The sequence below is a fragment of the Siphonobacter sp. SORGH_AS_0500 genome (assembly GCF_031453245.1).
Classification (GTDB): Bacteria; Bacteroidota; Bacteroidia; order Cytophagales; family Spirosomataceae; genus Siphonobacter.
Map to the genome: position 1 here is coordinate 3081741 of NZ_JAVIYT010000001.1, position 26876 is coordinate 3108616.

Annotated in this window: 28 protein-coding genes; 1 reads left to right on the forward strand and 27 read right to left on the reverse strand. The window is 46.3% G+C overall.

Translation table 11 applies throughout. From position 1 onward, the window contains the following. Nucleotides 1–218 precede the first annotated feature (218 nt). The 20 genes from QE357_RS13125 to QE357_RS13220 form a co-directional block, all read right to left on the reverse strand. Nucleotides 219–5198, reverse strand: a complete 4980-nt coding sequence (locus QE357_RS13125) for a hypothetical protein (RefSeq protein WP_309708106.1) — start codon at nucleotides 5196–5198, stop codon at nucleotides 219–221. 3 nt (nucleotides 5199–5201) lie between these two features. Next, nucleotides 5202–5723 carry a hypothetical protein gene (locus tag QE357_RS13130; RefSeq protein WP_309708109.1) on the reverse strand — a complete coding sequence of 174 codons (522 nt, stop codon included), beginning with the start codon at nucleotides 5721–5723 and terminating at the stop codon, nucleotides 5202–5204. A 53-nt stretch (nucleotides 5724–5776) separates the two neighbouring features. Then, nucleotides 5777–6091 carry a hypothetical protein gene (locus QE357_RS13135; RefSeq protein WP_309708112.1) on the reverse strand — a complete coding sequence of 105 codons (315 nt, stop codon included), beginning with the start codon at nucleotides 6089–6091 and terminating at the stop codon, nucleotides 5777–5779. Between the two features lie 83 nt (nucleotides 6092–6174). Beyond that, entirely contained in the window at nucleotides 6175–7578 is a 1404-nt protein-coding gene (locus QE357_RS13140) for a hypothetical protein (RefSeq protein WP_309708115.1), read from the reverse strand. Next, complete coding sequence (locus QE357_RS13145; RefSeq protein ID WP_309708118.1) at nucleotides 7578–9659, reverse strand: DUF5977 domain-containing protein; 2082 nt, start codon at nucleotides 9657–9659, stop codon at nucleotides 7578–7580. The genes QE357_RS13140 and QE357_RS13145 overlap by 1 nt, the downstream gene beginning before the upstream one ends. Before the next feature lie 2 nt (nucleotides 9660–9661). Continuing rightward, on the reverse strand, nucleotides 9662–10114 hold the full coding sequence (locus tag QE357_RS13150) for a hypothetical protein (RefSeq protein WP_309708121.1): 453 nt from the start codon (nucleotides 10112–10114) through the stop codon (nucleotides 9662–9664). 41 nt (nucleotides 10115–10155) lie between these two features. Next, the gene (locus QE357_RS13155; RefSeq protein ID WP_309708124.1) at nucleotides 10156–11007 is read right to left on the reverse strand and encodes a hypothetical protein; all 852 of its coding nucleotides are present in this window, start codon (nucleotides 11005–11007) and stop codon (nucleotides 10156–10158) included. 66 nt (nucleotides 11008–11073) lie between these two features. Beyond that, nucleotides 11074–11505, reverse strand: coding sequence for a hypothetical protein (locus tag QE357_RS13160; RefSeq protein WP_309708127.1), 432 nt, complete (start codon nucleotides 11503–11505; stop codon nucleotides 11074–11076). Then, nucleotides 11468–12091 (reverse strand): hypothetical protein, encoded by a 624-nt coding sequence (locus tag QE357_RS13165; RefSeq protein ID WP_309708129.1) that lies wholly within the window; start codon nucleotides 12089–12091, stop codon nucleotides 11468–11470. The genes QE357_RS13160 and QE357_RS13165 overlap by 38 nt, the downstream gene beginning before the upstream one ends. Then, a complete protein-coding gene (locus QE357_RS13170; protein ID WP_309708133.1) occupies nucleotides 12049–12822 on the reverse strand; it encodes a hypothetical protein in 774 nt (257 codons plus the stop codon). Before QE357_RS13170 ends, QE357_RS13165 begins: the two co-directional genes overlap by 43 nt. Nucleotides 12823–12827: 5 nt before the next feature. Continuing rightward, entirely contained in the window at nucleotides 12828–13802 is a 975-nt protein-coding gene (locus QE357_RS13175) for a DUF6712 family protein (protein ID WP_309708136.1), read from the reverse strand. Further along, nucleotides 13802–15106, reverse strand: coding sequence for a hypothetical protein (locus tag QE357_RS13180; RefSeq protein ID WP_309708139.1), 1305 nt, complete (start codon nucleotides 15104–15106; stop codon nucleotides 13802–13804). Before QE357_RS13180 ends, QE357_RS13175 begins: the two co-directional genes overlap by 1 nt. Continuing rightward, on the reverse strand, nucleotides 15106–15471 hold the full coding sequence (locus QE357_RS13185; protein ID WP_309708142.1) for a hypothetical protein: 366 nt from the start codon (nucleotides 15469–15471) through the stop codon (nucleotides 15106–15108). The genes QE357_RS13180 and QE357_RS13185 overlap by 1 nt, the downstream gene beginning before the upstream one ends. A 103-nt stretch (nucleotides 15472–15574) precedes the next feature. Continuing rightward, a complete protein-coding gene (locus tag QE357_RS13190) occupies nucleotides 15575–18847 on the reverse strand; it encodes a hypothetical protein (RefSeq protein WP_309708145.1) in 3273 nt (1090 codons plus the stop codon). Between the two features lie 63 nt (nucleotides 18848–18910). Then, the gene (locus QE357_RS13195; RefSeq protein ID WP_309708148.1) at nucleotides 18911–19117 is read right to left on the reverse strand and encodes a hypothetical protein; all 207 of its coding nucleotides are present in this window, start codon (nucleotides 19115–19117) and stop codon (nucleotides 18911–18913) included. A gap of 121 nt (nucleotides 19118–19238) precedes the next feature. Beyond that, the gene (locus QE357_RS13200) at nucleotides 19239–20759 is read right to left on the reverse strand and encodes a hypothetical protein (protein WP_309708151.1); all 1521 of its coding nucleotides are present in this window, start codon (nucleotides 20757–20759) and stop codon (nucleotides 19239–19241) included. Further along, nucleotides 20677–21288: a hypothetical protein gene (locus QE357_RS13205; protein WP_309708154.1), complete on the reverse strand. Its 612-nt coding sequence runs from the start codon at nucleotides 21286–21288 to the stop codon at nucleotides 20677–20679. The genes QE357_RS13200 and QE357_RS13205 overlap by 83 nt, the downstream gene beginning before the upstream one ends. Nucleotides 21289–21294: 6 nt before the next feature. Next, nucleotides 21295–21594 (reverse strand): hypothetical protein, encoded by a 300-nt coding sequence (locus tag QE357_RS13210; protein ID WP_309708157.1) that lies wholly within the window; start codon nucleotides 21592–21594, stop codon nucleotides 21295–21297. Between the two features lie 22 nt (nucleotides 21595–21616). Continuing rightward, nucleotides 21617–21958, reverse strand: coding sequence for a hypothetical protein (locus tag QE357_RS13215; protein WP_309708160.1), 342 nt, complete (start codon nucleotides 21956–21958; stop codon nucleotides 21617–21619). Continuing rightward, the gene (locus QE357_RS13220; RefSeq protein ID WP_309708163.1) at nucleotides 21958–22419 is read right to left on the reverse strand and encodes a hypothetical protein; all 462 of its coding nucleotides are present in this window, start codon (nucleotides 22417–22419) and stop codon (nucleotides 21958–21960) included. The genes QE357_RS13215 and QE357_RS13220 overlap by 1 nt, the downstream gene beginning before the upstream one ends. Before the next feature lie 71 nt (nucleotides 22420–22490). Here QE357_RS13220 and QE357_RS13225 point away from each other — a divergent pair, with 71 nt between their 5' ends. Further along, nucleotides 22491–22784, forward strand: coding sequence for a hypothetical protein (locus QE357_RS13225; protein WP_309708166.1), 294 nt, complete (start codon nucleotides 22491–22493; stop codon nucleotides 22782–22784). Here the strand turns inward: QE357_RS13225 and QE357_RS13230 are convergent. The 7 genes from QE357_RS13230 to QE357_RS13260 form a co-directional block, all read right to left on the reverse strand. Beyond that, on the reverse strand, nucleotides 22762–23001 hold the full coding sequence (locus tag QE357_RS13230) for a hypothetical protein (protein ID WP_309708169.1): 240 nt from the start codon (nucleotides 22999–23001) through the stop codon (nucleotides 22762–22764). The two genes, QE357_RS13225 and QE357_RS13230, sit on opposite strands and share 23 nt — an antisense overlap. A gap of 71 nt (nucleotides 23002–23072) precedes the next feature. Continuing rightward, complete coding sequence (locus QE357_RS13235) at nucleotides 23073–23303, reverse strand: hypothetical protein (RefSeq protein ID WP_309708172.1); 231 nt, start codon at nucleotides 23301–23303, stop codon at nucleotides 23073–23075. Then, on the reverse strand, nucleotides 23304–24224 hold the full coding sequence (locus QE357_RS13240) for an amidoligase family protein (RefSeq protein WP_309708175.1): 921 nt from the start codon (nucleotides 24222–24224) through the stop codon (nucleotides 23304–23306). Between the two features lie 120 nt (nucleotides 24225–24344). After that, nucleotides 24345–24506, reverse strand: a complete 162-nt coding sequence (locus QE357_RS13245) for a hypothetical protein (protein WP_309708178.1) — start codon at nucleotides 24504–24506, stop codon at nucleotides 24345–24347. Between the two features lie 117 nt (nucleotides 24507–24623). Beyond that, nucleotides 24624–24839 (reverse strand): hypothetical protein, encoded by a 216-nt coding sequence (locus QE357_RS13250; RefSeq protein WP_309708181.1) that lies wholly within the window; start codon nucleotides 24837–24839, stop codon nucleotides 24624–24626. Nucleotides 24840–24890: 51 nt separating this feature from the next. Continuing rightward, nucleotides 24891–26162 carry a Y-family DNA polymerase gene (locus QE357_RS13255; protein ID WP_309708183.1) on the reverse strand — a complete coding sequence of 424 codons (1272 nt, stop codon included), beginning with the start codon at nucleotides 26160–26162 and terminating at the stop codon, nucleotides 24891–24893. 1 nt (nucleotide 26163) lies between these two features. Further along, a complete protein-coding gene (locus QE357_RS13260; protein WP_309708185.1) occupies nucleotides 26164–26628 on the reverse strand; it encodes a translesion error-prone DNA polymerase V autoproteolytic subunit in 465 nt (154 codons plus the stop codon). Between the last annotated feature and the right edge of the window lie 248 nt (nucleotides 26629–26876).

The window sequence follows — 26876 nt, forward strand, 5'->3', positions numbered from 1 at the left end:
TTTCCATTTGTTAAAAACCCGGTCGTAGGACTGGCGGCGAAGAAGTAATAATTGAGCCAGGTAGTTCCCGCTCCATCGGTTGGTTCGAATGGATCGCAGGAAGTAAAAAAAGAACGGTAATGGACAGAGTGTCCAAAAGATAAGCTCGAAAAAAAGTCGTTTAACGAGTAATTTGAAGTGCATAGGGGAATAAGTGTTTAAATATAATTGATAAAAGTTTATTTTCCAGATAGTGATGAAATCCCACCAATGATGGCATCCAGCCGGCCAGCCTGGTTCGTATTGTAGACAGCTCCTTCTACGCCACGAGTGGCGGCAACGTTAGCCCCGGTGTTTCCAGAAATTTGCTCTAAAAGCCTGGTATTGGCCTCGGTACCCGTAGCAATCTGATTGAGGTATTTGAGCTGCAATTCACCCTGTTCTTTTGCCTGAGCGGCCATCGCTTGGGCTTCTGCTGAATTAGCCAGACTCCCACCATCACCACCGGCTCCAATATCAGCCATCATAGAATCAGCTTCAGCTTGGGCTTGTTTAGCTTCTTCTTGAGCTTGAGCCTGCATGCGTTCAGCTTCCTTGCGTTTTTTCGAGCCAAACAACGCATAGGTTTTCTCCCAGAACGGAGCTATCGGTACGTAGTTGGAGTAGGATCCACCATCACTATTAAGCTTCGCTCCATCCCGATACGACGCTTTCTGATTAGAATAATTAATGGGTTGAAGCTTTCGGTTTTGACTTTGCCAGGTTAGCTGATCCAGCAGGGGCTGGTGGTATTTGGTAGCATCCCGGGAAAGAATGTACATATATTCACCGCCTTCAGCTTCACCCACTTCGCGGCCAGTGACCCGGTCAACCATGGCAATACCAGCTTCACCCGGGCGTGATCCATGACGACTTCCCTCCAACACTCCAGCATTTCGAACTTTACCACCACCGGCGAAGGTTGGCGTAGGTTGAGCTTTGATCATCCCGATCTGGATGGCAGTGGCCGCGATCGTCGCGGCCATGAACACCAGGTTCAACGGGAAAATACCCGATGCCAGGGCTTTGATGGCAGCTACGGCCCCGTTGATGGCCGCCGTGGCAATATCGGCCTTCTGCTGAGCCTTCCAGGCCTTAAGTTTTGCGGCACGCTGCTCTTCGGCTGCCTTGTCTTCAATAGACTTCTTGCTAGCCTCAAATTTCTGTTTCGCATCAATTGTCTGAGTATCGTACTTTTTATTGATAGCGGTCTTTTTATCGGCTAACTCCTGCTCTATTTTCTTTGATTCGTCCGCTCCTAATTTGGTCTGAAACAGATTCTCCTTGACCGTAAGAATCTTATCATCCCGCTCTTTTTGCAAGCGTTCGGCTTCTTCTTTATTACCCTGATCCCGGGCGGCTTTGATGCGAGCCTGATATTCGAGTTCCAGACGTTCCTTCTCCCTGGTGAACTGGGTATTTAAGTCGGTTAATTCGGCTTTGGATAGTTTCTGAGCTAATAGTTCCTGCTCCAGACGCTCCATTTCAGCAGCCTTCTCCGTTTCGATCTGTTGAAGCCGGGCCTTCTGCTCGACATCCATATCCTCCAGACGTTGCTTCTTGACCCGCTCGGATTCGGCAATTTCCCGATCCGCCCGCTTTTGAGCCAGGTTATTGAGGAAACTAGTGGCTGCAGTGGCAATGGCCCCTACCTGATCAGCATACTCCATGGTGGCCTTGGCCCGGGCCGAAAGGGATGCCGAATCCTTCTGAAAGAGCGAGGAGATTCGCCCAATGGCAGCGGTGTAGTTACCCTGATCCAGGTCGTTGATAGCCTCGGTAAAGGCAGCAAATCGAGACCGGCGTTGTTCCAGTTTTTCAGCTTCCAAGGCTGCAACTTCACTGTTGCTTTGGTCCTGATTTGCTTTCCGTAAAGCATCGTATTTGGACTGGATTGCTGTGAGCGTTTGCTCGAGTACTTCCTTATCCGAAATCGACTTACGGGCTTTCTCTTCTTCAGCAGCCTGCTCGTCATCCAAGCTTTTCTTCGTGTATTGGAAATCCAGATCCAGACGCTGTTTTTTGATGGCCAGAAGCTTATTGGCATTATTCCCGGCTAAGGCCTCCATCCCGTTTAACTGAGCCACCTGAGCATCGTATTCGAGTTTACGGATATTAGCATCCTGATCCCGCTTCCGAGTAGCGTATTCGGTTTGAATCTGCTCGATTTCACGCTTGGTATTTGCCTCGAGTATTTTAAGAGCAGCGGCCTTCTGAGTTTCGTCGGTAATGGTTTTTTCAATCCGAATTTTCTCGTAGCTGGCTTCGAGTTCGGCTTTCTTTTCCTTACGCTTCAACTCGTCGGTTTCCATCTCGATGGTGAGACGGGTGTACTCATTGAGGGCTTTCTGGCGGTTAATGGCCGTTTTTGCTTCATCTTCGCCCTGAGCCTTGCGGATGCCATCGATTTCATTCTTGAGCCAGTCCTGGATCTTTTTTTCCATCTGAGCTAGTTGCTCCTTGTCAGCAATAGACTTCCGGGCAATAGCCAGTTCTCCATCCGCGAAGGATTGAGCCTTCTTGATTTTCTTAACGAAATCATCCTCTAGCCAGCGTTCGTTAAGTTGATCCTGACGCTTCTGAGCATCAGTTTTAATCTTCTCAATATTTTGATTATGGAGCGTTTCTTCAGCTTCTAACTCCTTAGAGAGTTGAGCCTTGGAGGCCTTGGAATTCTTGATTCGCTCCAGCTCCCTTTTATGCCGGATCTCTTCGGCTTGCTTTTCACGCTCCAGATCATTTTCGATCGCTTTTACCTTCAGATCATCTGTACGCTTGATAGAATCCTGAGTAGCCTTCAGTGCCTGTTTAGCCCGTTTTTCAGCAGCTTTTTTCTCAGATTCAGAAATGACATTCTGCGTTTTATCAGAAAGCTGGCCAGCGGCTAGTTCGGCTTCCTTGGTCACCTTTTTTGGAGCATCAACGAACGCTCCAGTCCAGGCTTTTTTCACGGAATCAAACCCATCGGTGAAGCCCTTTACGATGTTTGTACCCCGCTGTTTCACCTGCTCCCAGGCAGCTGTAGCTCCAGCAAAGTCCCCGCTGAAGAATTTCTTCAGGGCTTCACCACCGGACACAAGCAGTTGAAATGCATTGGTCAGCGTACCCACCGTAACTACGATAGCCACCAACGCGGTTTGAAGGATAGCCACGACCCCGCTTAGCACTTTCATCGTATTCCCCGCCGAAGCCGTCTGATTTTGTAGGCCCGGGAAAAGCGTATAAACGAGCTGCATCAGCGATCCCAGCAGATCACCCAGCTTGCCAAACCACACGCCCATCTGACTAAGAATGGAATTGAAGGGACCGGCCTTTTCGGTCATTTCAATGAAAAAATTGATTCCTTTTAAAATCAGATTCAGGAAGAAATCAAATACCGGCTTGAGGCCTTCTCCGATCGTAACTCTGAGAGCCTGCATACCATCTGACATGTTGGAAACTTTACCAGACAACGTCCCCATCATGGCCGCGTTGGAGTTAGCCACTCCGTTCATTTGGCCCATTGATACCATTGCGGCCTTTACGGCTTCTTCCTGGGATTTGAAGGATTTAACGACCTTGCCATTAATGACCACGTCGAATCCATCGCCCATCTTTTTCACCTCTGTAGTGGCTCCCTTGAAGGAAAAACTCAGATCATCACCGGCTTTTTTGCCCCGGATCCCGAATTCCTTCAACCGTTCCATTTCGCCGGTTTGAGCATCGAGTAAAGCTTCTACGTACTGATCAAAGGTTTTGCCTTGGCTGGCCGCTAAATCAGCCATGGCCATCATTTCCTTTTTCGTAGGATAAATCCCCCGATTGACCATTTTTACGTAACCGTCGGTAAGTTCTTCAACCCCGTAAATGGTCTTGGCTGCCATGTCCTGTAGGGCAAGCATACTTTCCTTGGCAGCAGCTGATGCCTGCTGAGCAGCCACCTTCGCTTCAGCAGCCGTTTTCGTTGGTTTGGTAAAGGCATTGGTAAGAACAGCCTCGTATTTTTCGAACTTAGCCGTATCCTCGAAAATGACTTTCCCGATCGAGATAATCGTGTCGAGTAACCAAAGAATCCCGGATGCAGCCAGAATACCTTTAAAACCAGTGGTAAAGGTTTTAATGTATCCGATTACTCCAGATTCACCATTCTTAAATTCCTTGGATATCTTCTTAACATCATCTTCTACTTTTCCTAAATCAGCCTGCGTTTGAGCCAGTTTTTTAGTCGCTGCAATGAACTGTTCGGTACCAGGCTTCAAGTCCTTCAATTCAGCATTGAGGAGTTCTACTTTTTTTTTCAACTCACCGTAAGAAAGTTCCGAATTCTTAGCTGCTTTGATCTGATCGTTGATCTCCTTCGTCACGTCGTCGACGGACTTTTTGACGTTATCGTAATAGGTCTTTGTTTGTTGGAGCTTTTTGCTGGTGTCGATGAACTCCTGAGATTCGGGGGCTAATCCACCTAATTTCTTCTGCAGTAATTCAACCTTCTGACCAATCTGTTCGAAGGTGAGTTTCGAATCTTCCGTCTCCAGTAGCTTTTTCTCAAAATCAGCAGCCGCCTTGGCACTCTTCGTCAAGGCCTCGGTAGTACCACTTACATTCTTAGAAACTTCGTCGTAAACCGCTTTGGTCTGCTGGAGCTTTTTAGTCGTATCGATAAACTCCTGACTTTCAATAGGAAGATCAGCCAGTTTCTTTTTTAGTAAATCGACCTTCTGACCTAGTTCAGCGTAGGTAAGGCTCTGATCCTTACTTTCCAGTAATTTTTTCTGGAAGGCTTCAACTTTTTTGGCACTTTCTTCCAGGGATTTAGAGGTTCCATCCACCTCCTTTTTTACTTCCTCAAACCGAGCCTTTACTTTTGCCAGTTCTGCTGTTTTGGCGATGAATTCAGCGGATCCAGGAGCAAGCGTTTTAAGCTCTTTAGTCAGAACGCGAACCTGCTTTTCCATCTGGCCATACGTGGCCGTCGTTAGATCAAATTCCTTCTTTACAGCACGAATGGCCGTTTCGGTTTGATTTAACTCCTGTCTGATTTGTTTCCATCGTTCAGAAGATTTACCCAAGGCATCGTCTTTTTCGATTTCCTTGAGTTCTTTTCGGAGGGACTTGGCTTTATCCTCCATTTTCTCCAGTTCCGCCATCCCCTTTTTAGCCTCGATACCAAGTTCGACGGTGGCTTTTTCGTTTAATTCCATCTTCTAGTTTTCGAGAATTGAGGTGATTTCAGAAATAGCAAAGCGAGCACCGGCTTGAGCGACTTCGCTGTTGAGAGCACTCATCGTGCCTTTCAGGACATCATTGTAGATGCCTCGATACCCGCGTTTGCGGTCGGGTTTTCTCAGGTATGATTTGCGAATCCCCCAAGCAATTCGCTCGATGGCAATTGTATCGGAAGCTGGCTCTTTGCCATCATAGCCAGGCACGTAAGAGAAGTACTGAAGACCTACCTTTTCAACGAAGTACTCCATGGCAGCCAGGGGCGGCATCCGGGCGTAGTGCATGGATCGTAAATCTTTGATTCTAAAGTAACTGGCTGTCTCAATCATCTGCGAGATGTAGCCAGGTGCTGTTTGCATGGCTCTGACCCGGAAGCTATCGAGCATTTCACCCGATAGCACTAAACCGTTCGAGCGAATTCGCCGCTGGAATTCTTCTACGGCCTCCCTGACGTATCGTTCCAGCAGGTAGACGAATTTTTGATTGGAAATGGAAAGCCCCATAATTTGCTTTTTCCGAGCAAACTATGGGGCTTTCAAGGCACTAGAAAGGACGATTATTCCTCAATCTTTTTCGGAATATTTCCGTCAAAAAAATCTTTGATTTTCCCTCCAGCTTCTATCGAATGAAAGCCAAAAGAGTAGTGGTGAGGACCGTGAAAATGAACGAGCAAAAAGTTTTCTGCCTTTGAATCATCATCAAAAAACATTTCCTGTTGACTATGATTTTCTACTTCAACCCTTTCTTCAAGGTATGCTCGAACGGCTGAACATTCAAGGGGATTAGGTTTCTCTTTTTGGATCAATTCCCATAATTTGGGATCGTGTGCTAAACTACCTTTAATAAAAAAAGCCTTAGGAAATAGACTCATAGAATTAATATTTAGATGTGAGATATTAATTCAATAATAAACCATTGATTTGAAAATTCAATAGTGTTTTTTCTTTAACGTTATCATACATCCTGTACCAATAGTACCTGAACGGGACTGGCTAAAGGCAACGATCCCGAAGCACGTATTACTCTATAATTCATCCCTTGCACATGTACGGGCTGGCGGAAATTGAGCCTGGCAATGTCAGTTTCAGTCATGATCATGGTAGCATCGAAATAGCACATCTGACGTCTTAGGGCTTCCGTTTTCTGCCAGCAGGTTTCAAATACCCCTCCTGATCCATTCCAGTATAGACTCTTTCCGTCCAGGGTGGGTAAGGCCCGGGGCAAACCATCTTTCAATCCGTTCCAAAACAGGAGTCGTGGAATCCAGCTGGAGGCCAGTTGGCTGAACTGTTCGGTGCATCCGACCTGCTTCACTGCAGCTAGGCCGGTGCTCTGATCAATCAGCAGGGTACTGAAAGCCGTAGTGAGTTTGGCAATCCCCAAATCAGGTGCAAATTCAGGCGTTAGGTAATCAGCCAATTCTACAGGTTTATCCTTCTGCAACTGATCACCGCTATCGATCGTCATGGAAAGTTGTAATCGCCGGTTGCGTTCAATGATCTTTCTTCCCCCTTTTTCAAGTTTTTTACTCCAGTCCTGAACCGGCGGCGTTGAAAGGATATCGTCCGTTGCATCGATTCGAAGCACCCGGGCCACCGTATCAAATTCAAAAGCCAAATTCAAATACTTGCGAAGCTCGATGAGCAGCTGAATCAGGGTAAGTTCAGGCAGATGCTTGCTGAGCGTTATTTCACTCGCTTGATCCAACGATCGGGTGTTGTAAAGGATAAGTTGCCTCCATCGGGCGTCTGTGAAGAAGGTTCCGGTGAGACGAGTACCGGTATGATCTGCGATTCTCTGTAGCACAAACGAGACAAATGGCATCGGGACGAGTGGCCCAAAATAATCACCCTCTTGGTAGCCGTTGACTCTTCCCTGGTAGGAAATGATTGAACCGTTGGTTCCATAGTATTCTGAATTTTGGATGGTAGGAAAACAATACGCAGGCTGGCCATCCACCTCGATGACCGGCGTTAACACCTCAGGAAGTGGAGTGAAACCCAGGTTGATATCTCGAAGCTTGGTGAACTGATCATCCCCGAAAAACTCACCCAGCGGCTGAATGGCCGTCATCTGGATCGCAGTAGGCGAAACCTCTGTGATCAGGGCCAGCCCTTCGTAAATTAACTGGCCTTTATAGAACTTCTGCAGCAGGAATCGAGGCAAGTCAGATCCTAAACGTACCAGATCCGGAAATCCCAGGATCCGGCGATTCTTCTGGCTTAGGGGAATCGCCGGAATCTGCACCTGGTCCGTGTAGATATCTTCGTAAGTGAAAAAAGGATTAAGCTTTTCAAAGGAGGTAGTCCCTCCAGAAGCCAGATCGATCGTCTGGCCATTGATGCGAACTTCTAGCATTAGCTGATGTCGATATAAACCAGGGCTTGTGAAGGAATAGTAAGACCCGCGAAAGGATCCACCCGAACAATCGAAGCCGTCGATGCTGACTGGAATTCAGTTGGAGTAATGGTTCGACTGAACACTGGATTAGCACCACCGTTCACAAAAACCCGGATCGTAAGTGGTGAATTCCAGCCCGAAACGTCGAATCGATACGGCGTTCCGATCGGGAATAGCATATCCAGCGGCGAATTCAAATACACGTAACTACCAGGCTTACCGGCCCAATCGGCCATGTACCAACGATTTCCGTGACCAGGCTGATTAAGATTACCAGTCATGAATCCTTCGCCACCGGCTATTCCTGAATCATTACCTTTAGGTCGTACCAGACGAAGGTTCCAGAAGCCCGCTGAAGGCGGAACCGTAAGCATGTAATATTGCGGCCCACCCATAACGCAGGATCCTAACTGATCCGCTGTAGCCTGGGTATCCAGTGCTGTAAACCGGGCTTCTGCTAAAGCATCGGATTCCCCCTCGTTTTCACCGCCATATGTGCCTGCAGGGATGATTATTTGAGCCGGACCACCTACTTGCCCAACCGAACAGTTTTTACGGACGTAGGAGCCGGTTCTGTTAATCGCTTTGCTTGGATAGGGAGACGTTCCGGGAACGATGCCAGGCATTTCCACGGCTGCGATGTAGTCCGGATCACCAGGCACGTTTGCTTTGACAATTGTGGGAACCACGAGCGTATCATCATCCCGGTATCTTTTCTCCAGCTTTACAGGTCGAACCTTTCCAGTCCGAAGTCCGGTAGGGCCCAGGATTTGCTGACTTCCTACACCCCGCCAATAGGTCTCTCTTTCAGGGGCTTCTGGAGCCACCGGAAGCGACGAATAATTGTTCTGATCCGAGGTATAGCGAAAGGTAAAACTTCGAGCAAATAGCCCCGGGCTTTCCTCGATATCCAGGATGGCATTCGTTACCAATTCAAGTGGCTGGTGTCCTTTCTGAGTAACCAGGTACCATTCTTCAGCCAGCAGTAATTCATCTAGGTATCGAAGTTTATCCACGCCTTCGAAGTAGCCGGTTGAAATGATTAGCTGACGTTCGCCGGTCTTTTCGATCACGTACATTTCGGAGTAGTCGATGGGAGCACTTTGCGGACGTTCGCGGCTGGCCAGTGACCTGGTTACCTTCAACTGCTCACTAGATTTACCCACCAGGCGAATCGTGTCGAAGACGTGGAATGAATTCGAAAATAGTAAACACTTGACCTGTGACCGGTATTGATGATCGAGTCGGAAGGTGCGTACTTCAGAAATTCGCCGGTCGTGATTCGTCGATAACCAGACCTGATAATCATCCACTTCATCTACCGGAATATCTAAAGCAACTGGCCCTACGGCTGCACCCACGATTTGGCAGTATTGCACACCCACCAGCGTATCGATTGTCCGGGTTTGAGTATGGCCATCGCTGAAGTTGATCTGAACTTTGAGTTTAACCTGGTCTGGCATGGGTGAGCAGTTCATCAGGAAAAACAGGTAGTTTTCGCTGGTATCACAAACCACTCCCCTATCGGATTGCCAGGTGAGAAACTTGCGGTTTTTCTGCTGATAATCAGAAAAGAAACGCGTTCCCCACGTTTGAAAATCTTCTTCGAGCAGGCCTGCTTTTATCGCCCACTCAGGGGTTTTGGTTACCGTAGAAACTTCATTATCTTCATTTTCAACGTATTCCTTGAGAATGTAGGGAGTCGTCAGCGAGCTAATGACGAAAAGTCCTTTCTGAGCAAACGAGGGTTTCTTTCGTGCCAGCATTGAATCGATCTCGGTATGGAAAGGGAAGTAGGCTCCTTCGTAAGAAGGTTGCCCGTTCATCAGAATCGCTGGCCGTTCTCGACCAGGCAAAGTCAGGAAAGTGTCGTAGATGCTGGATCCTGGAAAGTCCGGTGTCCGGATTTCGAGGTAATACTTCAAACCAGCTCGATTAGGGAAGTCTTCCGGACTAGCTGGAGGGATATTATGCTCAATTCGGTTTCTCGTTAGCTGTAAGGCACGAAAGGTTATATCAGCGTCTAAGAAGTCAATCATGATTAAGAAAGGCCGTCAGCAGGCATTACAAGTGAAAATTTAAACTCCCATCCCAAAGCATCGTCCGCCCAAAGGGCTTGAACTGCCTCGATTTCTACTTCTGAATACTTGAAATCGTAGAGATCTTCTTTCTCATGCGAGTCTTCGCTGAACTGATTCAGCACTTTCTGAACCAGTACCATGGCTGCTTTCCAGACCTGCTTTCGAGTTGTAAAGCCTTTTACGTTCACCATCACTACGCCGGATCCTTTATAGCGAGCAAAGGCTCCTTCATCCCGGTCCAGCAGACGAACAGCTGGTAAATCCACATGAAGGAGTGGGTAAGCAAAAGCAGGATCGTTTTGAGCAGCACTGATAATTTCCTCAATATCGCAGTTATAGACTGACCCGAATTCGGGCTTAAACCGATCCAGGTATGCTTCAAATTGGGTCAGTAAGTCTTGAGTTTCATTCATGGATGTACAAAAAAAAGGTATGGTTACCTCACCTTTTAGGCTTAGTTTTCTTCTTCGTCGTCATCTGCTTTTGAAGGTGCAGCCGCCGGTTTCTTGTTTTCTTTTTCAGTCATGTGCTCGAGGGTTTCAAACACCAGGTTGACTGGAGCTTTTTCTACTTCACGCACATTACCGATTAATTTCACTTCAGCTACTTCGAAGGATAATTTTCGCAAAGAGAGCAGTTGTTCAACCCATTCGAATTGCGTTTCTTCAGGATCCTCTGTATCCGATGTTTCGTCTTTTTCAAATACCTGATAGGTTTCATACAGGCCTCGAAACTGACTAACAAAATACTGCAGCACTCCAGCTGCAATACCGGCTTCCAGATTCAGAAAAAGCTTCGCCCGGTGCTCGACCACATTTTCGTTAAAAGGCTCTCTTAAATCGCCAGTAAAGTCCAATGATAAGGGACTTTGACCGGGTACGCCCGGACGGCAAAGCGTAGCCACCAAGCGGGTGAGATAGGTCGCTTTTTCTTCAGTATCGTAATAGAAACGGTATAGGTAAGCAACCGCCGTCTGAAACTCCAGAAAGGAAACGGAGGACAATCCATCCGCTGGCAGGTAATACACCACCCCCTCGTGAATGAAGCTGTCAAAGGGCTTTGACTCCAAAGGGGTTTCATACACCCAATCCAGCAAGCGGCACAACTCGTTAATCTGCCAGGCTACGAGTTTTTTGTAGGTCTTGGCTGGAACGGGATTCAAAAGGCTTAGGATTTGAAGTCTTCCTTGAGCCGTTCTGCCTTTCGAATAAATCAGCAGCAGTATGGGTAAAACGCAGTCAGTGGGAACTTCCGTCCACTCCGAAGGGAGCTCATAAGGGGTACGATCGATATGAAAATGCTTCATAAAAGAGAAGATCTAGGGAATAAAAAAAGGGCGTTTACAGCCTGCAAACGCCCTTTCTAGTTTTAGTTATTGGGAGATCCACGAAGCCAGACACGTATTGGAATATTTACCTATTCGGCGATGTATGGGTACTAAATCATTATCTCGATAGTAGGTGTATACGGGTGGATCCACTGAAAAATCACGAGGGCCATCTGGAGTTAATACCGTCAATATGTAATTATCATAGTGATGAATAACCGTATACTCGATACGCTGAGTGGATACTCCATTTATTTCCTCATTGATAACATTTACCAACGGTTCGTCATAGGCAGGTTCGAATCGATGGCCGATCACTTCACCTTGAATTATTATCGTTCTACCACCCGAAAAGTCAGCTATAGCATAGGCAGCAAACCAAATGATCAGGATGACTACGAAGGCTATCACATAGATTAGCCATTCTTCGTTAAATAGATCAACGCGTTTCTTTAGCCAGGATAGTACTTGATTCATCTTTAGATAGCTTTTTAAGGTAAGGAGTAACATGATTTGCCACTTTTCGAACATCCCGCCAACGGCGTCTCATCGGAAAATAAACTCCCTGTTTCGGGTTATTGCCTTGAGAATTAAAGGCTACTGTAGTGATGTAATCGTCGTCTTCAATATCCCGCCGGATGGGTTCAGCCAGGCCTTCGATGTGACTTTGGAATATCCAGACGACGTCCATTTTCTTAGGCATCTGAAGAAACCGGCCTGGTTGGGTTTTAGAGTAAATCACCTTTTTAGGATCAGCAAACCAGGACCTGACTGCAGCTGGAGTTTGGATGGGTAGCTTTAGACCCGCCCGGGTGGCGGTGAAGTACAGGCCTGCAGCACAATAAGGGGCGTTCTTAGGAGAACCAGCCACCTTATTGTACAGATAGATTCGGGGGTGATCATTGCGATTCGTTTTTTCACGAACCCAATTTTCTGCCTTCGCTGAATCCAGCCAGGCCTCCCTTAAACGATCCTCCTTTTGCTCGAGGGTTTCAAGCGAACCTTTTAACTTAGTATTACTCAGGGTTTGGGCGAAAACGCCAAGGAAAGCAAGAGTGAGCAAACCAATAAGACTGTAACGAGAATACGCTGCCATGAGGTTATATTTTGATCAAATTCGGTGGAGAAATCCTTTTTCGACTTACAGAAGGGAAGCAGATACAAAAGCACCCGGGGGAACAGGATTGCTAGGATCGCCACGACGGCCAGCAGGTTATAACCTAAAGCGAGCTTCTCGAAGAACAACTTTTGAATCGAGTCCAGGCCGTAGGGATTTGACTGGATTTCCTGCGTTTTATTCTGAAGAATGATTTCAGCACGAATCGCAAAAAAGCGGCTGTAACAGTACCAGATAAAGAACAGCAGGCCGCTAACCTGGAGCGAGGGAATCACCCAGCGTTTGGATTCGACTACCTTTTGGATGGGTTCTGGATCATCGAAGAAGAGTCCCAGTTTCCGGCCTAAAATATCAGCCCGGTCTTGTACTTCGGAGGCCTTACGCAGCATAAGCACCTTGGTCTCGTCATCTTTTGCCCGGGCGGCTTCGGCTCGATACCCTTCAGCTTCTTCGGTGAGATTGTAGTGTTCATCGAGTTTACGAGTGTGTTCAGCGTCTGCTGCTGCTTTTTTTTGCTCTTCGAGTTTGCGAGACTTTTCAGCCAAGGCATCAGCTTCAGCTTGGAGATCAGCTTCAGCCTGTGAAAAGTCAGGGGCGGGTTCGCTTGAGACATCTGGCTCTACAACATTTAAAGCCAGCGTTTTAGGAGTAGTTTGCTTAAGTACGGGGGTTTTCATGGCAGTTACAGAAAAAATGATTTTTGGTTTGCATTGGTTAGAAATAAGGGGTCTGGTTTGGGATTGGAAATCTTACGCTGGTAATAGGAAGGAAAGACCGTTTCACTAGCCGTTCGATCGATGTAAGCCTTTAGTGCAGCCTGAGCTTCGACCATCTGTTTTCGAAGTTTCTCCTGCTGCTCTTCAATGATTCGCTCCTGCGTGCCGGTGGGTTGCTGGCCGAAAGAATCCTCGTAAGTGGTTGTTTTGAGACCATCCGGATAGAGTCGAAGCTTTGAATCAACCAAGGCATCCAACGCTGCCATGGGTGCAATAAACTTTCGACAATAGTCTAACAGCTTAGATTCAGTGGTAAGAAGCTGCAATGGATCAGCCAGGTTGGCAGCACGAATCTGCTCGAGTACTTCCGAGGTCAGAATAGGTTCCAGCTTCTCTTGAGCTTTCAGGAGGTAGGGAGTTAATTCCAGAAAAGTCCGATATCGATTCTTCACGATTGGAACAACCATGGTTAATCGTACAGCTGAAGTGAAGAAAGTGCTCTTACATTGTTTAGACGCTTCTGAGTTTTCCCACTGTGGGATATCCGATCCGGATCCACCAAACAAATACTGCAGCAAATACTCCATTTCATCATCTGCCATGTCAGCAGCTGAGCGAAGTAACTCGATGTATTTCCACTTCGGAATTTCAGTGGTATTGGCCGTATTGATGATTTTAAGGCCTAAATCACCAGGCGTTATATCCAGGTGTGGCAAACTCATGTAGTAGCCGTACCAAGCCACTACTCGCTGAGCTATCACACAAAGCTCCGTATCATCACCGGCGGTGAGCAGATACTCGTACATTTCCTGACCAATGACGGGGATCAGGTATTTACGTTCAGCTTTATCCAGCCAAGCCATCATCTTATCAATGTTGGTTTGCTTATTGAATCCGCTGACGTACTTTTTCAGGATTTCGGTGGACGTGATGAGTGCCATTATTCGACGGGGGCTGAAACTTTTTTAGTACCACCATGCTGCTGATCGAGCGTGGTCATTTGAGTATCGATAATCTGGAAGTCTAGGTTACGAGCTTTGAATTTTTCTGGGAAGTTGATTCTCGCAGCGGTTTTCAAGGGGCGAAGCAAAGGGCCGCGATCTGGAGCGTTTTTGATGATTTCATAATCGTAAGCCAGGCGAATCTGGCTCCCGGATCCACCGGAACTTGAACCCATCTCGATCCCAGCCATGACGGGTAAGAGACCCTGAGAAGCAGCTGCTGAGCGGTCGGCATATTGAGCGATTTTCTCATAAGCTTCATCGTTCTTGATGTTATCGAGTGGCTCGATGATTACCCCGGGAATAGGCTTGCCCGTTTGATGATCCATGAAGTAGCGAGTAACCAGGGCTTTGTTTACGTTCTCAACCCCGGAAAGCCATTTATCAAATTCGGCCTGTAGAGCCTTGAACGCTTGCTCCTGCTCGTCTTCGCCTTCGATGTGAGCGAAATAGTCCTGAGGCACTTTGATGATGTACTTGATATTGTAGCCGTTTTTGATGCCATTGATGTGGTATTCAGGAATCAGGTTAGCCAGCTCCATCACCTTATCCCCACCCCACCAACCGGCGAATGAATAGAAGGGCTGGCCCGGGATCGGCTCCCGGATGTACTGCATAGTGAAGGGTAATGCTTCAGGATTGGCTGGATCAAATTCAGCCACATTGGCCTTACTAGCCCCCCGGGCCTGATAGGTTCCGAAGGAATCACAAAGGGCAAAACCGCTGGGAAGATTATTTTTACCCCGGGCAATCCGGCATTCAAATAGATCCCGAACCTGAAGTTTGGCTTTGGTTCGTAAGCCGCCGGTGGAGTTGGTAATTTTTAAGTGCTGCTCAACGAACGTACCCCACGAAAACACCCACTGCCAAGCCACTGCTTTCATGTACGTTGACATTTCCCCTTCCAGCCAGTCTTCGAGTTCCGGATCATAGAAGGGAATCGACTCCAGCTTTCCCTCAATAACCTGCTTTTCAAATACACCGATTCCTGCACCGGCCAGAAACTTCACCTTCGTGGCCATGAACTGAAGGGCTTTATCGTTAGCCGCCATCAGCCGGTGCATTTCGTTAGGCCTGGCATCATTAGCACCCCAAGGGTAATAATCCGGGTAGAGAGCAGCTGATGCCTGGTAAAAGGAGCTTTTAGGGGAATTGGCCTGATCGCTACGGCCTACCAGCGTAAGGATGGCCGCGTTTTTGCTATTACCGACGTAGCCGGTGGTGGATGAAAGTGATTGTACCATTAGTCGGTTGGGTGAATAATACGCAACCAGGTCTCCGTTCCGTGTGGACGGTAGTGCGTGAGTAGACTGTACTTAAGTGCTTTGGGTTTTTTGGAATCCTTATTTTCCTTAATCAGGATGACGCGGTTTTCCTTGACGCTGTAGAACTGCTTTTTAGGCTTCTGACCAGGCTTTACTTCTCTTTCCTTCTGGACGATATCGGCCAATTCTGAAGTCCACTTGGTTACGCCAATTTTCTTACCTTCCTGATTATTGGTTTTGATGTACTTGAAATCATGCTTCTTTAGCTGGCCTTCATCGTCCAGATCATTATTAAACGCGTTCATCACACTTCGCCGCTGTATAATAGGTTCGTCCTTTCCCATGCTTCGAAATTGGACTACTTTCGAGGCTTGAGAAAGGACGAATTATAACGCTGAATTAGGCAGCTAAACGGACATTGAGCACTGGTAAATCATGAATCTCTCCTTAAGCAAGAGAAACAAGACCATATTGATACATCATGTATGCGATACCCTTATCCCCGCTTAAATTGGCATGGTGGTCGATGTTTACTGGGATTTGAGGAACGGAGTTCATGTTAAACTGAATTTGCTCTTGTCCAGCATTTCTTAGCGAATAAACGCGGTGAAAATTCATGTGAACCGGACATAGGTAGATGCCTTCAGCTTCTCTTCCAGCGAAGAGATTGATATAGCTCTTGTTTTGGTTAAGTCTGCCTAGTTGCCGCGTTGTGCTATCGAAATTCAGTCTCATCCGTTCTGCACCGGGTACGGTCGTAATGACAATTTTTGCATCGGGTACATCGGCCTTAATGCCGGGGATCATCGTCTGATTGATCTGATTCCCATTACCTCCGTTCATTCCGAGGAAAATGTAAATGAGGTCTACATTCCCGATATTGTTAACCGATCGGTATTGCCCGAAATCAAACTTCGCGTTCGCCACGGTGTCATCCGCCGAAAACATGAAAGGCGAAGTCATGTTAGCTTTCGTAGGATCGCCGTTCACGGGTTCACGTCCGGCTGAAACAGGCACATAGGTTAAAAACCGAGGTTCCGCCCAGCTTCCCCGGCCTTCACCCACGTAGGTCTTGTTTCCCCGGGTGTACTGGTTTCTTGTTCCCTTGAAATTCAGCGTGAAGCCATCCGCTTGAGCGAACTGATCCATAAAGTAATAGACCCCACCATTAGCTTCAGCACTATTATTGATGTAAGAGTCCCCGATCATAATTACATCAACTGGTCGAGCGGCGGGTTTTACTTTATGAATTACCTGGAACGTTTTTGAAAACAGGGTTGCAGGCGTAGTATTGATAGCATCGACGCGGGAATAGTCATCAATCTTAACGGTAAGGTTATGATCGACCGTATAACCTGTTAATTTCCCCATTCCCTGCATGAGCATATAGGGGGCTTGAGAGTCTGAAAGCGTGCTAGGGTTCGGATAATAGACAGGGGCAATGAGGGTATTATCAGAAATTTTACGCGATTCGAGGCTTAGGCGAACCGGGCGTTTTTCGAAAATGTGGTGATTGTAGACTATCGTATCGTCGTAAAACCAATACTGCATACCGCCCGGAAACATGTAGATTTTCGGAGGTAAAATAATGTCGTACTGCTGAGCCTGCTGAACAACAGGATAGAAAATGGAGGCCGCTAAGCCAGCAGACGAATAAGGTATACTAGAGGCATTAGTGCCGGAAACAAAGGCATCCCAGTTGACCAGAATGAACATGGTTGTTCCTGCTGTTGAAGGATGCGTACTGGTTAGCGTAATCCATTCTACTGTACGTGTGGGAACGTAATTGAGCTGTGAAAACTGATAATAGGAGGTAAAAACTCCTTCCGTATGATCGAAAACGATGATCTGCCAGTATCCCGGCGTTGACCCCAATAAGGCGTTCTTACGTATTACACCAACTGTAAGATTTTTAGTTGGGTCAACAGTAGAACCCACGATTTTCGCATCTAAAATTCCCGCTCTCACTGCTGTACTAGGGGTTGCCGTGGGATGGAAAGGGTAATTCTTCAGTTTAACCTCGTTGGCAATTTTGGGTATAGTGACATCCAAATCACCGATTGCGGCCTTCCCAGATCGCATAACTAAGGGCGAAATCCCCGTCTGAGCGAAGTTAAGACTGTTACGATCCGTGCCGTCTGGAACTTGATCCCAGTCGATGGTGATGTACATTGACGTACCAGCGGCAAACCCAGCCCCCGTAAGTTCTATCGTTTCGACACTTGCCGTGGGTAAGTAATTCGTACGGTTGAACGAATAAATCGTAGCCCCAAACCCGTTGGTTACGTCGTATGCAGAAACTTGCCAAACACCTGTGGTGCCGGAAATGGTAACGTTTCTACGAAGGATCGTTAGACTTAATTTCTTGGTCTGATCGATCGTTCCTACGATTTGGATGTTCTTGATCGCGGCTTGAAAAAGGGCCGGTACCGTGGCCGTGGCATCGAATGGATAGTTTTTCGTGGGTATATCGCTTCCCAGTTTGACCCTGGCAAGCGATGCGTCCGCAATGTCAGCCGCCTGTTTGGTCGTGTGAACCAGATAGGAAAGCCCTCCATTTGCGTAGGTAACCCCTTGGCCGTTGTAGTTATCAGGTACAGCCGACCAATCCACAATCATCGTCGTCGTTGTACCTAAGGTATTGCTTCCTGTTGCTCCTGAGATACCCTGTAACGTGATTGTTTCTACTGTTTTGGAAGGTACGTAATTGACTGCTGAAAAGCGGTACACTGCGTTCCCAAACGCTCCATTTACCCACTCATGTAGCGTAATTTCCCAAGTTCCCGCGACACCGTTTAGTGTGATATTTCTTCGAACCACACTGAGCGTTAATTGCTTGGACGTATCAGGAAATCCAACGACCGTTACTTTTTTGATCGCAGATCGATAGACTGAGCTAGGGGATACATCCGTACCCCAAGGGTAGTTTTTATAGGCGATTTCGTCTGAAATCTTGGCGGCTGGAATTGAATTGTTAGCGAAGAAACTTCCATTTAGAGCCTGAAAAGCTAACAGACCAATGCCGGACTGGTTGAAGTTTAGACTTTGCAGGTTGGTATTGTCGGGTACTGCACTCCAGTCTACAATGATCTGGAATCCCTTATTTCCTACGGCGTACTCAATAGCCTCTATTGTATTTGAAGGCACATAATTCATGGAAGTCCACTGTAAAAAAGCGGCTCCTAAGGCATTGGTAGAAGGATTCCATTCAAACACAAAAAATTGCCAGTACCCCGACGTTCCTGAAATCGTAACGTTTCTTCGTAACGTCGTTAATACATACTGTTTGTTTGGATCAGCCCCAAATAACCGGATGTTCTTAATTGATGCTTTTAAGATCGAATTCGGATTACTGGTAGGATGAAAGGGTAAGTTTTTGGTCAGTACACTAATACTAAACTTATCATAATCGACCGTATTGGAACTGGGAACAGACGCTTTTTTTCGATGCTTTATACCCGTTTTTGTCTTGATGACCTGATCACCGAAAAAGTAGTCTTCTTGTACACCTGTAGGAATACTGGATTTACCTTCAGCTGCCATGTCAACATACTCGCCAATGGCCTGTAATAGAGTAGACAACTCAGGAGTATTCGTACTAGGGTTCCAAGACCCTACGGGGGTTTCTGCTAAGTTTTTAGTATCCCAGTTGTTGACCTGTTCATCTGTGACTAAGTTTTTACCCGTCTTTTTTTTAATAGTTTGTTCAGTTTTTGTCATGGCTTTGGGGGAAATCTTTTATCTCAAATCTGAGATAATTCAATAGGTGAGGAAAGGACTAAATCAATCGTCGTCTTCGTCGTCGTCAATCCGGCGATGCATGTTCTTGATCTCCGTTTTGAGAAGGATTTCAACCTTCAAAAGCCGGTCGTGTAATTCGTCGGTTTTCTCAATGTAGCGGTCCAGACGCTTGAGATACATGTTTAAAAAATACCCTAACATGATCACGTAGGGTACTTGATTGGCTACTCCATTGAGTAATTCTTGCATATCGGCGGATTTTATTTAGTGTATTTTTTACGCATTATTAATTTCCGTTGTTCTCTAAGTCTACGTTTCTTAGCCATGAGAGCGAAAAGGAGCGGAAACAGACGTTGTAGAAAATGCTTCATCAGGACCATTCACTTAGACCAGAAATGAGTGGGATCCCGGAGCCACCACCTAGGCTACCAGTACGCCGGTAACGATGGCCATGCTTCTGGGTGAAGTAGTAATCGACGGTATCGCCAAAGTGTGGAGCCAGCTCCTGAGGACCAGACCTGCCTTCCGCTCCCTTGTCTTTCGAGAAGTCAGCATTAATAGGAGTACGCTGCATCGAAGTCACTACTACCCTACCCTTCTTCGGATGGAATCGGGCTTTAGGCATGCTCGGTTTGATTTCAGACAGGACCTGATCCATAAAAAAGTGGCGATCTTTATGAGCCCAGTTGAAGCTGGTTGCCTTAAGAATGATCTTCCAACCAGCTTTTTTAAAGACGGAAGCGAATTCTTCAAATTGGGTCGTGGTGCTGTGAGCAGCCTTGTTTTTTGCGTTCCGATCCCCGTACAGATGCAGCACCTTGTATTTATGATCCTTCAGAGTATCGAGCACTTTAAAAGCCAGCTTCTGCACCAGGTTGATTTTCTCTTTTACGTCGGGTTTCACAAACACAGCATCGATGCAGTTTTCCTGCAGGGCCGGTGATTCCTGCCAGATGGTGCAACTGGTAAAGCCCGCGTTCGCATCTAGACTAATAGCCACCAGTTGATCCCGTCGGTAATCAGCTTCGGATATGATATAAATTCCGGCTTCATCATCGAAATCATACTTCTGAGCAGCCAGGTTCATGTGCTTATCGGTGTGGAGCGATGGATAATATCCATTTGGCACTTCGGTCAAACGCTTATTCATATACTCCACCTCGAATTCTAAAGCCGGGGTGGTTCGCTGAGCGTTCTCCAGATACCCTTCAGGAAGGAATGGATTTTCGAACGCGGTGGTCTCCTGGAAGTAATACTTATCTGGGAACTGTTTAGCGAGTTCTTCAAAGCGATACACCCACTGGCCTTCAGCATGCCAGGGATTGGAGGAAAAATATTGAAAAGAGTTATTCAGATGGCTTTCGTAAACCAAGGGGGTACGGCCTACCGATGGTACCAAGATCTTATTAACCCACTCCTCTTTAAACCAGGCTGCTTCATCGATAAATGCCTGGTTGTTGTTACTTCCCCGGTTGGTATTAGGCCGATCGTAGGACTGCAGCTGGAGTGCGTAGCCAGTGATAAAACTGATCAGGTTATCGTACTTCTTCGGAGCAAAGTGAGGTTTAGGCCAGTTATCTGGAGGCCTTCGAAACATAACAAAGTTACCCTTGCCGGTTTTGGGATCGAAAGGTCGGAAGCCATACTCACTCCAGACCAGATCGGACTGCTCCAAGAGAATCTCTAGACAAGTGGCAAAGGAAACCGCTGCAAAAACTGATTTGGCCCGGGGTAATTGCCGAGCCGATTCAGCAATCGATCGAAGAAGTGTATTGGTTTTACCCGAAGCACGTCCCGCAATCAGAGCCTTATTCTTCTGACGTGCTCTCAGGAAGGCCAATTGTGCCCTGCTGACTCTGATTTTCTTGCTGTTTGGGGGTAACGTCTTCATAAGCGATATCTTCGACGGCTTCGTAATGGAAATTCGTGGTTACTTCGTAGGCTTCTGGATCATCGACCTGATCAGGGTCCTCGGTGTATAAGCCCTGGAGTTTGTTGATCTGATTCATGATCCGCTCATAAGCGTTCATGTTGGGTTCAAACTCGATGACGGCCCTACCCCCTTCTCCGTCGTCATCATGATCTAATGTGACGCTGGCCGGTGGATTCAAACACAGGTTAGCGGCCCGTTGAAGCTTTTCAATCTGGAAGGCCCGGGATGCTTTCTTGTGAACTTCGACCATATCCCCGTACAGATCAGAGGCCTCATTGACCGTGCGATTTGCCATTTGCTTGCTCACTCCGTAGCGTCTCATGACGTACTTGACGATGTCAGATCGAGTGTAATCATCGTCGGAAAGTTTGTCCTGGATATCCTCATAGCGAGCCAGGTAATCTTCTTCTTCCTCTGAAAGCTGGTAGTCTCCAGTGTAGTATTGGCGGTACTTCTGGAGCTTATCTTTATTGCCTATTCGTTTCATAGTGGCTTAGGGACTAAAGGTTCGATGAATGGCGTAGATGGTAACCCCGCCGATAATGAGCCGGTATCCCCAATTTTCAACTCGTGACCAGAAGAGCTTCTTTCTGGTTTTTTTCTGATCATCGCTGAGCACTTGGATCTGGCCCGCTTGCCTGGCAGCGGTTTCCTTCAGCTGGACGTTTTCAACCTGCAAACCGAGCTTTTCATTGGTGAGCAGTGTCCGCTGATTGTTGAGATTTTCGATACGCTTTTTAGCGATCTCGAAACGCATCAGGCTATCCAGGATCGACTTTGCGTTGGAAATCATTACGCGGACGTCCAAAACGGAATCACTTGCGGCCCGATTTGATATAGGCGTTGATGCCACGCACGGCTTGGAGATCAGACAGGTGCTTAATACTATCAGACCTAATACGAGCTTGTAGAGTGAGATTTTCATCCTTTTGTTGAGTGATCTGGAGTTCCTTCGCTGCCAGGCTACCAGCAAACTGAATTTTATCGAATTGAGCCTGAAGGGTTCGGGCTGAATCCCGGGCTGACTGCAGTGCTTTTTCATGACGGCGTTCGAGTGTGCTGCTCGTAATGTTGTGGGTGATGAGTGATCCACCGGCAATTCCAAGCACGAAGGCAATGATGCAGCCCCAAAACAGAAGTCTTCTATAGCTGAGCATCAGAGGGAAAATTCAAGTTCACCGGGAATGCCTTCGTAGAAGTAGCGATTTTTTGCACCGTCATCGGTTTCATCAACAAGCACTACAAATAGCTTCCTACGAGTGCCTTTTGCTTTAGCCAGGGCTTCAGCATAGGTGCTTACCGTTTCGGTTAGGTAAGGCATGTAAGTAGCAAGTTCCTCAAGCATGGCCGCTTTAATAGCGGAAATAGCTCCAGCTGAATCCGCTGAAGCGATGGCAAGGCTAATACGCTGCGTTAAGGCATCGACCTTTAAGCCATTGCCGTCATTACCGACGGATAGAGGCTTATGATCCTGAAGGAAAATTCGACGGGCGATCGTTTTGCAGACTTCCCTGGCATCTTGAGGAGTGATGTACTGCTGATCATTGTCTGGAAAAAGTAACTCGATATGGGTATCGATTTCTTCCAGCGTTGTTAGGTTTTGCGGATTATCGGCCATGGGTGTTTTTTAGGCCAATATTCCTACCTTATTAATTGGGTAGAAAGGACGGGAAATTGTAACTTTAGGGTATGGTAATCAACATTCAAAATGGTCAAAGGATCTACGTCGATTTATCCGATTTACACTTTCCTTCGTTTGAAGAAGAGAAAGAATTGAATAATGGACTGGTAGTCGATCTAATTGAAATCGATGGAGTGTACTATGAGGAAACACCGGAAAGAAGGCGGCTATTGATTGAGAAGAAAAAGGAAGCTTTTCTTAAACAAAATGAAGGTAGGAAGAGTCCATTCACATTAGAATTTAAAATGCAATTTCAGTTTCCTTACCAACCATTCATCACTAAGATGGACGGCCAGCCATAGTGAATTGCCAGATTGTCATCGGGCCGAAGGAAAAGTCGATCGTCACTTCTTTCACTAAGCCGGTATTCAAAAGCTCCAAGGCCTCCAGATATTTTTTACGATCGTCCGGGTTCGACATAATCATCCGGTGTTCTTTAGTTACCAAGGCACGGTCGTCTTCGAAGAAGGGTTCTACTAAGAACCACATGGCCTTCAGGATATCTCGCAATACTTTCACAGCTAAAAATAACAAAAAGACCTGGCTACAGCGTGGCCAGGTCTTCTAGTATCAAACAAAAATATAAAACGCTATTCCTTCCGGCTTAAATAGCCAATCTGTACCAAGTCCCTGACAATTTCAGCGTGATCACGACTGGTGATGAGAAAGCCGTAAAATTCATTAATCCGGATGATGAACTTATCCAGGAACGCCTCCAGCTCCTGATCAGCCGCAAACCGGCTACCATCCCGAAGGTCTTTTAGTATTTCGGTTGGGGAATTACCCTTGAGTAATTCCCCGTCTTGAGTTTCGTAGATCATTTAGGCCGCTAATTGATTTATGCGGGTTTGAAGGTAGTTAATAATTTCGGGCTGTTGAAATTTGCTTAAGCTTTCAAAGCTTGCTTCTTCCTGAGTTACTTGCTTCTTTTTGGAGTACTCTACTAGGTTATGTAAAAACAGGATCCAGTTCGATATCTTTTCAAATTCTACCGTTCCGCTGTGTTGTCTAAATTCGATGGTTTGGTGGCGAAGGTAAGCCTGAAGGTTCATTTTGTAGAAGCGGCTACTTTGCAGGCCTACTAAGTCTCTGATCGTGTGGGTTACCCTAACTAATCTGGCTAAGTTCGTTATTGACTTACAGTAGGTGTTATTATCGGCCCGGCGGCTGGTTGGCATGAAGCTGTCAATAATACCTTCATAATGAGCGTAATTAACTACCATGTTTTTCATTTGGTCTAACCCGAAGCCTTCCGCGTCGAAGTGAATGTGAAGGCCGCAAGTCTTATTAATTTTTGCTCTAAGCTGGCTTAACACCCTGCAAACCGTCTTTACTTGTTCAAGGCCTTGAAGACCTTCTAAAATCGGGCTTACTAATTCGAAAGTATCCGTTCCCTGTACGCTTCCGTCTGATACCGTTTTCCAGTGGTTTCGGGTGGTGTGGTTATATCCTTCGGTCCGGCACTCAATTCCGGCGTTTCTCAAAGCGGCCGCCAGTTGTACCGGGTTTACGCCGTGTGCTTCAATTTCAATTCCAAACTTCCGGTTGAAGGTGGTAAAGGTGAAAGCCTTTTTGCTGGTTACTCGTTCGGGCCAGTACTTAGCAAAAACGTTTTGTACAAATCCGTAATTACCTCCTGTTAAAGCTGCTACTTCTGAGCGGGTTAATCCGAGGGCCAGCAGCTGGCGAATTTTTTCGGTTTTCGTTAAGGTTGCGTCGCCTAAAATTACTTGCGTATTCATCTGATTTACTGCGTGTTATATTGTTTGTTTGATGATGTAAAGCACGCACTTTGTGCCGCAACATGCAAGTCGTTGCGACACTTTATTTTCAGATAAATGTCTGGTTTTCTGGCGTTTACATTAAGCCACTAAACTCCAGGCTTTGTTATAAGCTTCAATTCGGCAAACCACCGGATTCTTAAAGGAAGTGGATTCCTTCTCATTGATTTTATAGGTATAGGTGTACTTTTTACCTTCCCGGATTTCGTAGAAAAGGATGGTATTACCGGACTTGTGCCTCATTTCCTGCAGGAGCAAAATTTGACGATCGGGGTTTTCAGGATTCATCTGCATCGACCTTGATTAACAGGACAAACGACGAACAATGTGTTTGAACATGCAAGACAATTTATTTCTTTTTTACAAACCTAGGATACTTAGAAATTGAGCAACTTTATAAGGATTTGCATCTTTAAACTGCTTCTCTCCACCAGCGTAAACTTGAAAACATCCTTCGTCTTGGGTTATCCAGAAAAGTACTTCAGCTCCCTGCCACTGAAACACTAGTTCGTTATCAATGATACGGAAGCCCTGTAAGTGGTTAAGTGACCTGAGAATTATCAGGAGTTCGTCCATGGGTGGTTATAGAAAGGATCTATCTACCTAAACCGCTGGGTAGTCTTAAAGTTATTTGCATTTGACCTGAATAAGATCTTTCCAGCGGGTTGTATAACAAGGGCTAAGCTTTTCCTGAATCATTTTCCAATCACGCTTGTAACCTTGAGCGGCTACTTTTACTTTATCCCGGCCATACCAACTATTCACGGTATCGAGTGCCTTCATGGCAGCCTGCTCTTTCTCCCACTCAATATCTCGAAACAACTGAACCTGTCTGAATTCCTCGGGTTGCAATCCGGATACGATACAACCCACCTTCTTATACTTGAAGCCGTCCTTCCAGATCAGTTCCAACCCTTTGAGAGCTTGATGAATCAGGTCCGGCGTATAATTGCTAGCTTTATCTAGGTGAATGGTCTTTGTGGCTGAATACTGAGCATCAACTAAGGAATAGTAGTTCGTCGTTATAAAGACAGTCAGTAGGTTAGCGATTGATCCTTCCTTTCGAAGCTTCCGGGCACAGGTGGCGGCGTAGTTAGCTAGGGCTTCGGTGACTGTTTCCCGATTATCTGTGTATTCGCCAAACGACTTCGCACAACAGATTGCTTTCTTTCGATCAGGCACTAACTCCAATTCAATACAAGAAAAACCCTGTATCTCCTTCAAAAGCCTGACGCCCTGAACGGTCATGATCTTTCGTACCCATTCTTCTTTCTGTTGCGAAAGGTGAAGGGCGTCCTCACAACCTAGAGCTTTCAGCTTATTAACATACTTCCTACCGATACCCCAAAGGTCCCCAATATCGAAGCCGTCCAGAGCTTTCTTAATCTCGCTTTCATGCTGAAGTACCACAATGCCCCCATACATAGGGCTCTTTTTGGCTCTACGATTCGCCACCTTTGCGAGCGTTTTGGTAGGGGCCACTCCAATGCTGACCGGAATGCCGGTCCAGCGTCTGATTCGTTGTTGGATCATCCAGGCATATTCATAGATATCACTGGTTATTTTTTCATACCCGCTAAGGTCGACAAAGCACTCGTCGATGCTGTATACCTCATAGCGTTCGACCATACTAGCTATGGCCGCAACCACTCGCTCGCTCATATCACCATACAAGGTATAATTACTAGAAAAGGCTACTAGGCCCTGACTTTTTATCAAAGTCGCAATCTGGAAGGCAGGCGTTCCCATATCAATACCCAAAGCCTTCGCTTCATTAGACCTGGCAATCACGCAGCCGTCGTTGTTGCTGAGAACCACGATAGGTTTATCTTCAAGAGAGGGGTTAAAAACTCGTTCGCAACTAGCGTAGAAGTTGTTGCAGTCAATGATCCCAAACATATCATGCTCCCTTTCTTTGATGTGCTAGTCGATTACCTAAATCACGCACTGAAAAGGTTACAACCCCAAACAATAACCACTCGTCTTCAGGTCTCGGATGAATAGGTTCATAATACTGAGAAGCCGAAACCAAAGCTACTGCTTTACCCTGCTTTTTGTAGAATTTGCAGGTCCAGTCACCGTTAATGTAAGCAATTACGATATCGCCATCTTGAGGACTCTTTGCCTTATCTATAACTAACAAATCCCCGTCGTAAATTCCTGCTCCTTCCATGCTTCTGCCTTCAGCCCAAGCGAAAACCGTAGAAGCGGGATGATCGATTAATAACTTACTTAGCGATAAGACTTCTTCCCGATGATCATCAGCAGGGGAAGGAAAACCAGCAGGTATTCTGAGCGGACTTAAGGGGTAAAACTCCTTAGTCTGCGTATTTAGGCAAAAAAAATCATATGTCCCCGCTACCATGTTTGCATAAATTTCATGTTCACTTTTGTAAATTCACACCCATTTCTAGTAAAAAGTTGACAAAAGAGAATGAAATAACCAAATATTGATTATTAATTTTATTCATTTATTTTATAACACATTGAATGTCAATCGTTGATATCTGATAAAACTCAATTGATCTTTTTGCTAAAGTGCTCATTTTAAACTATTTACATTTGTAACTGTACTTACAAAAAAAATCCCCTAGCACTATTGCCAAGGGATTA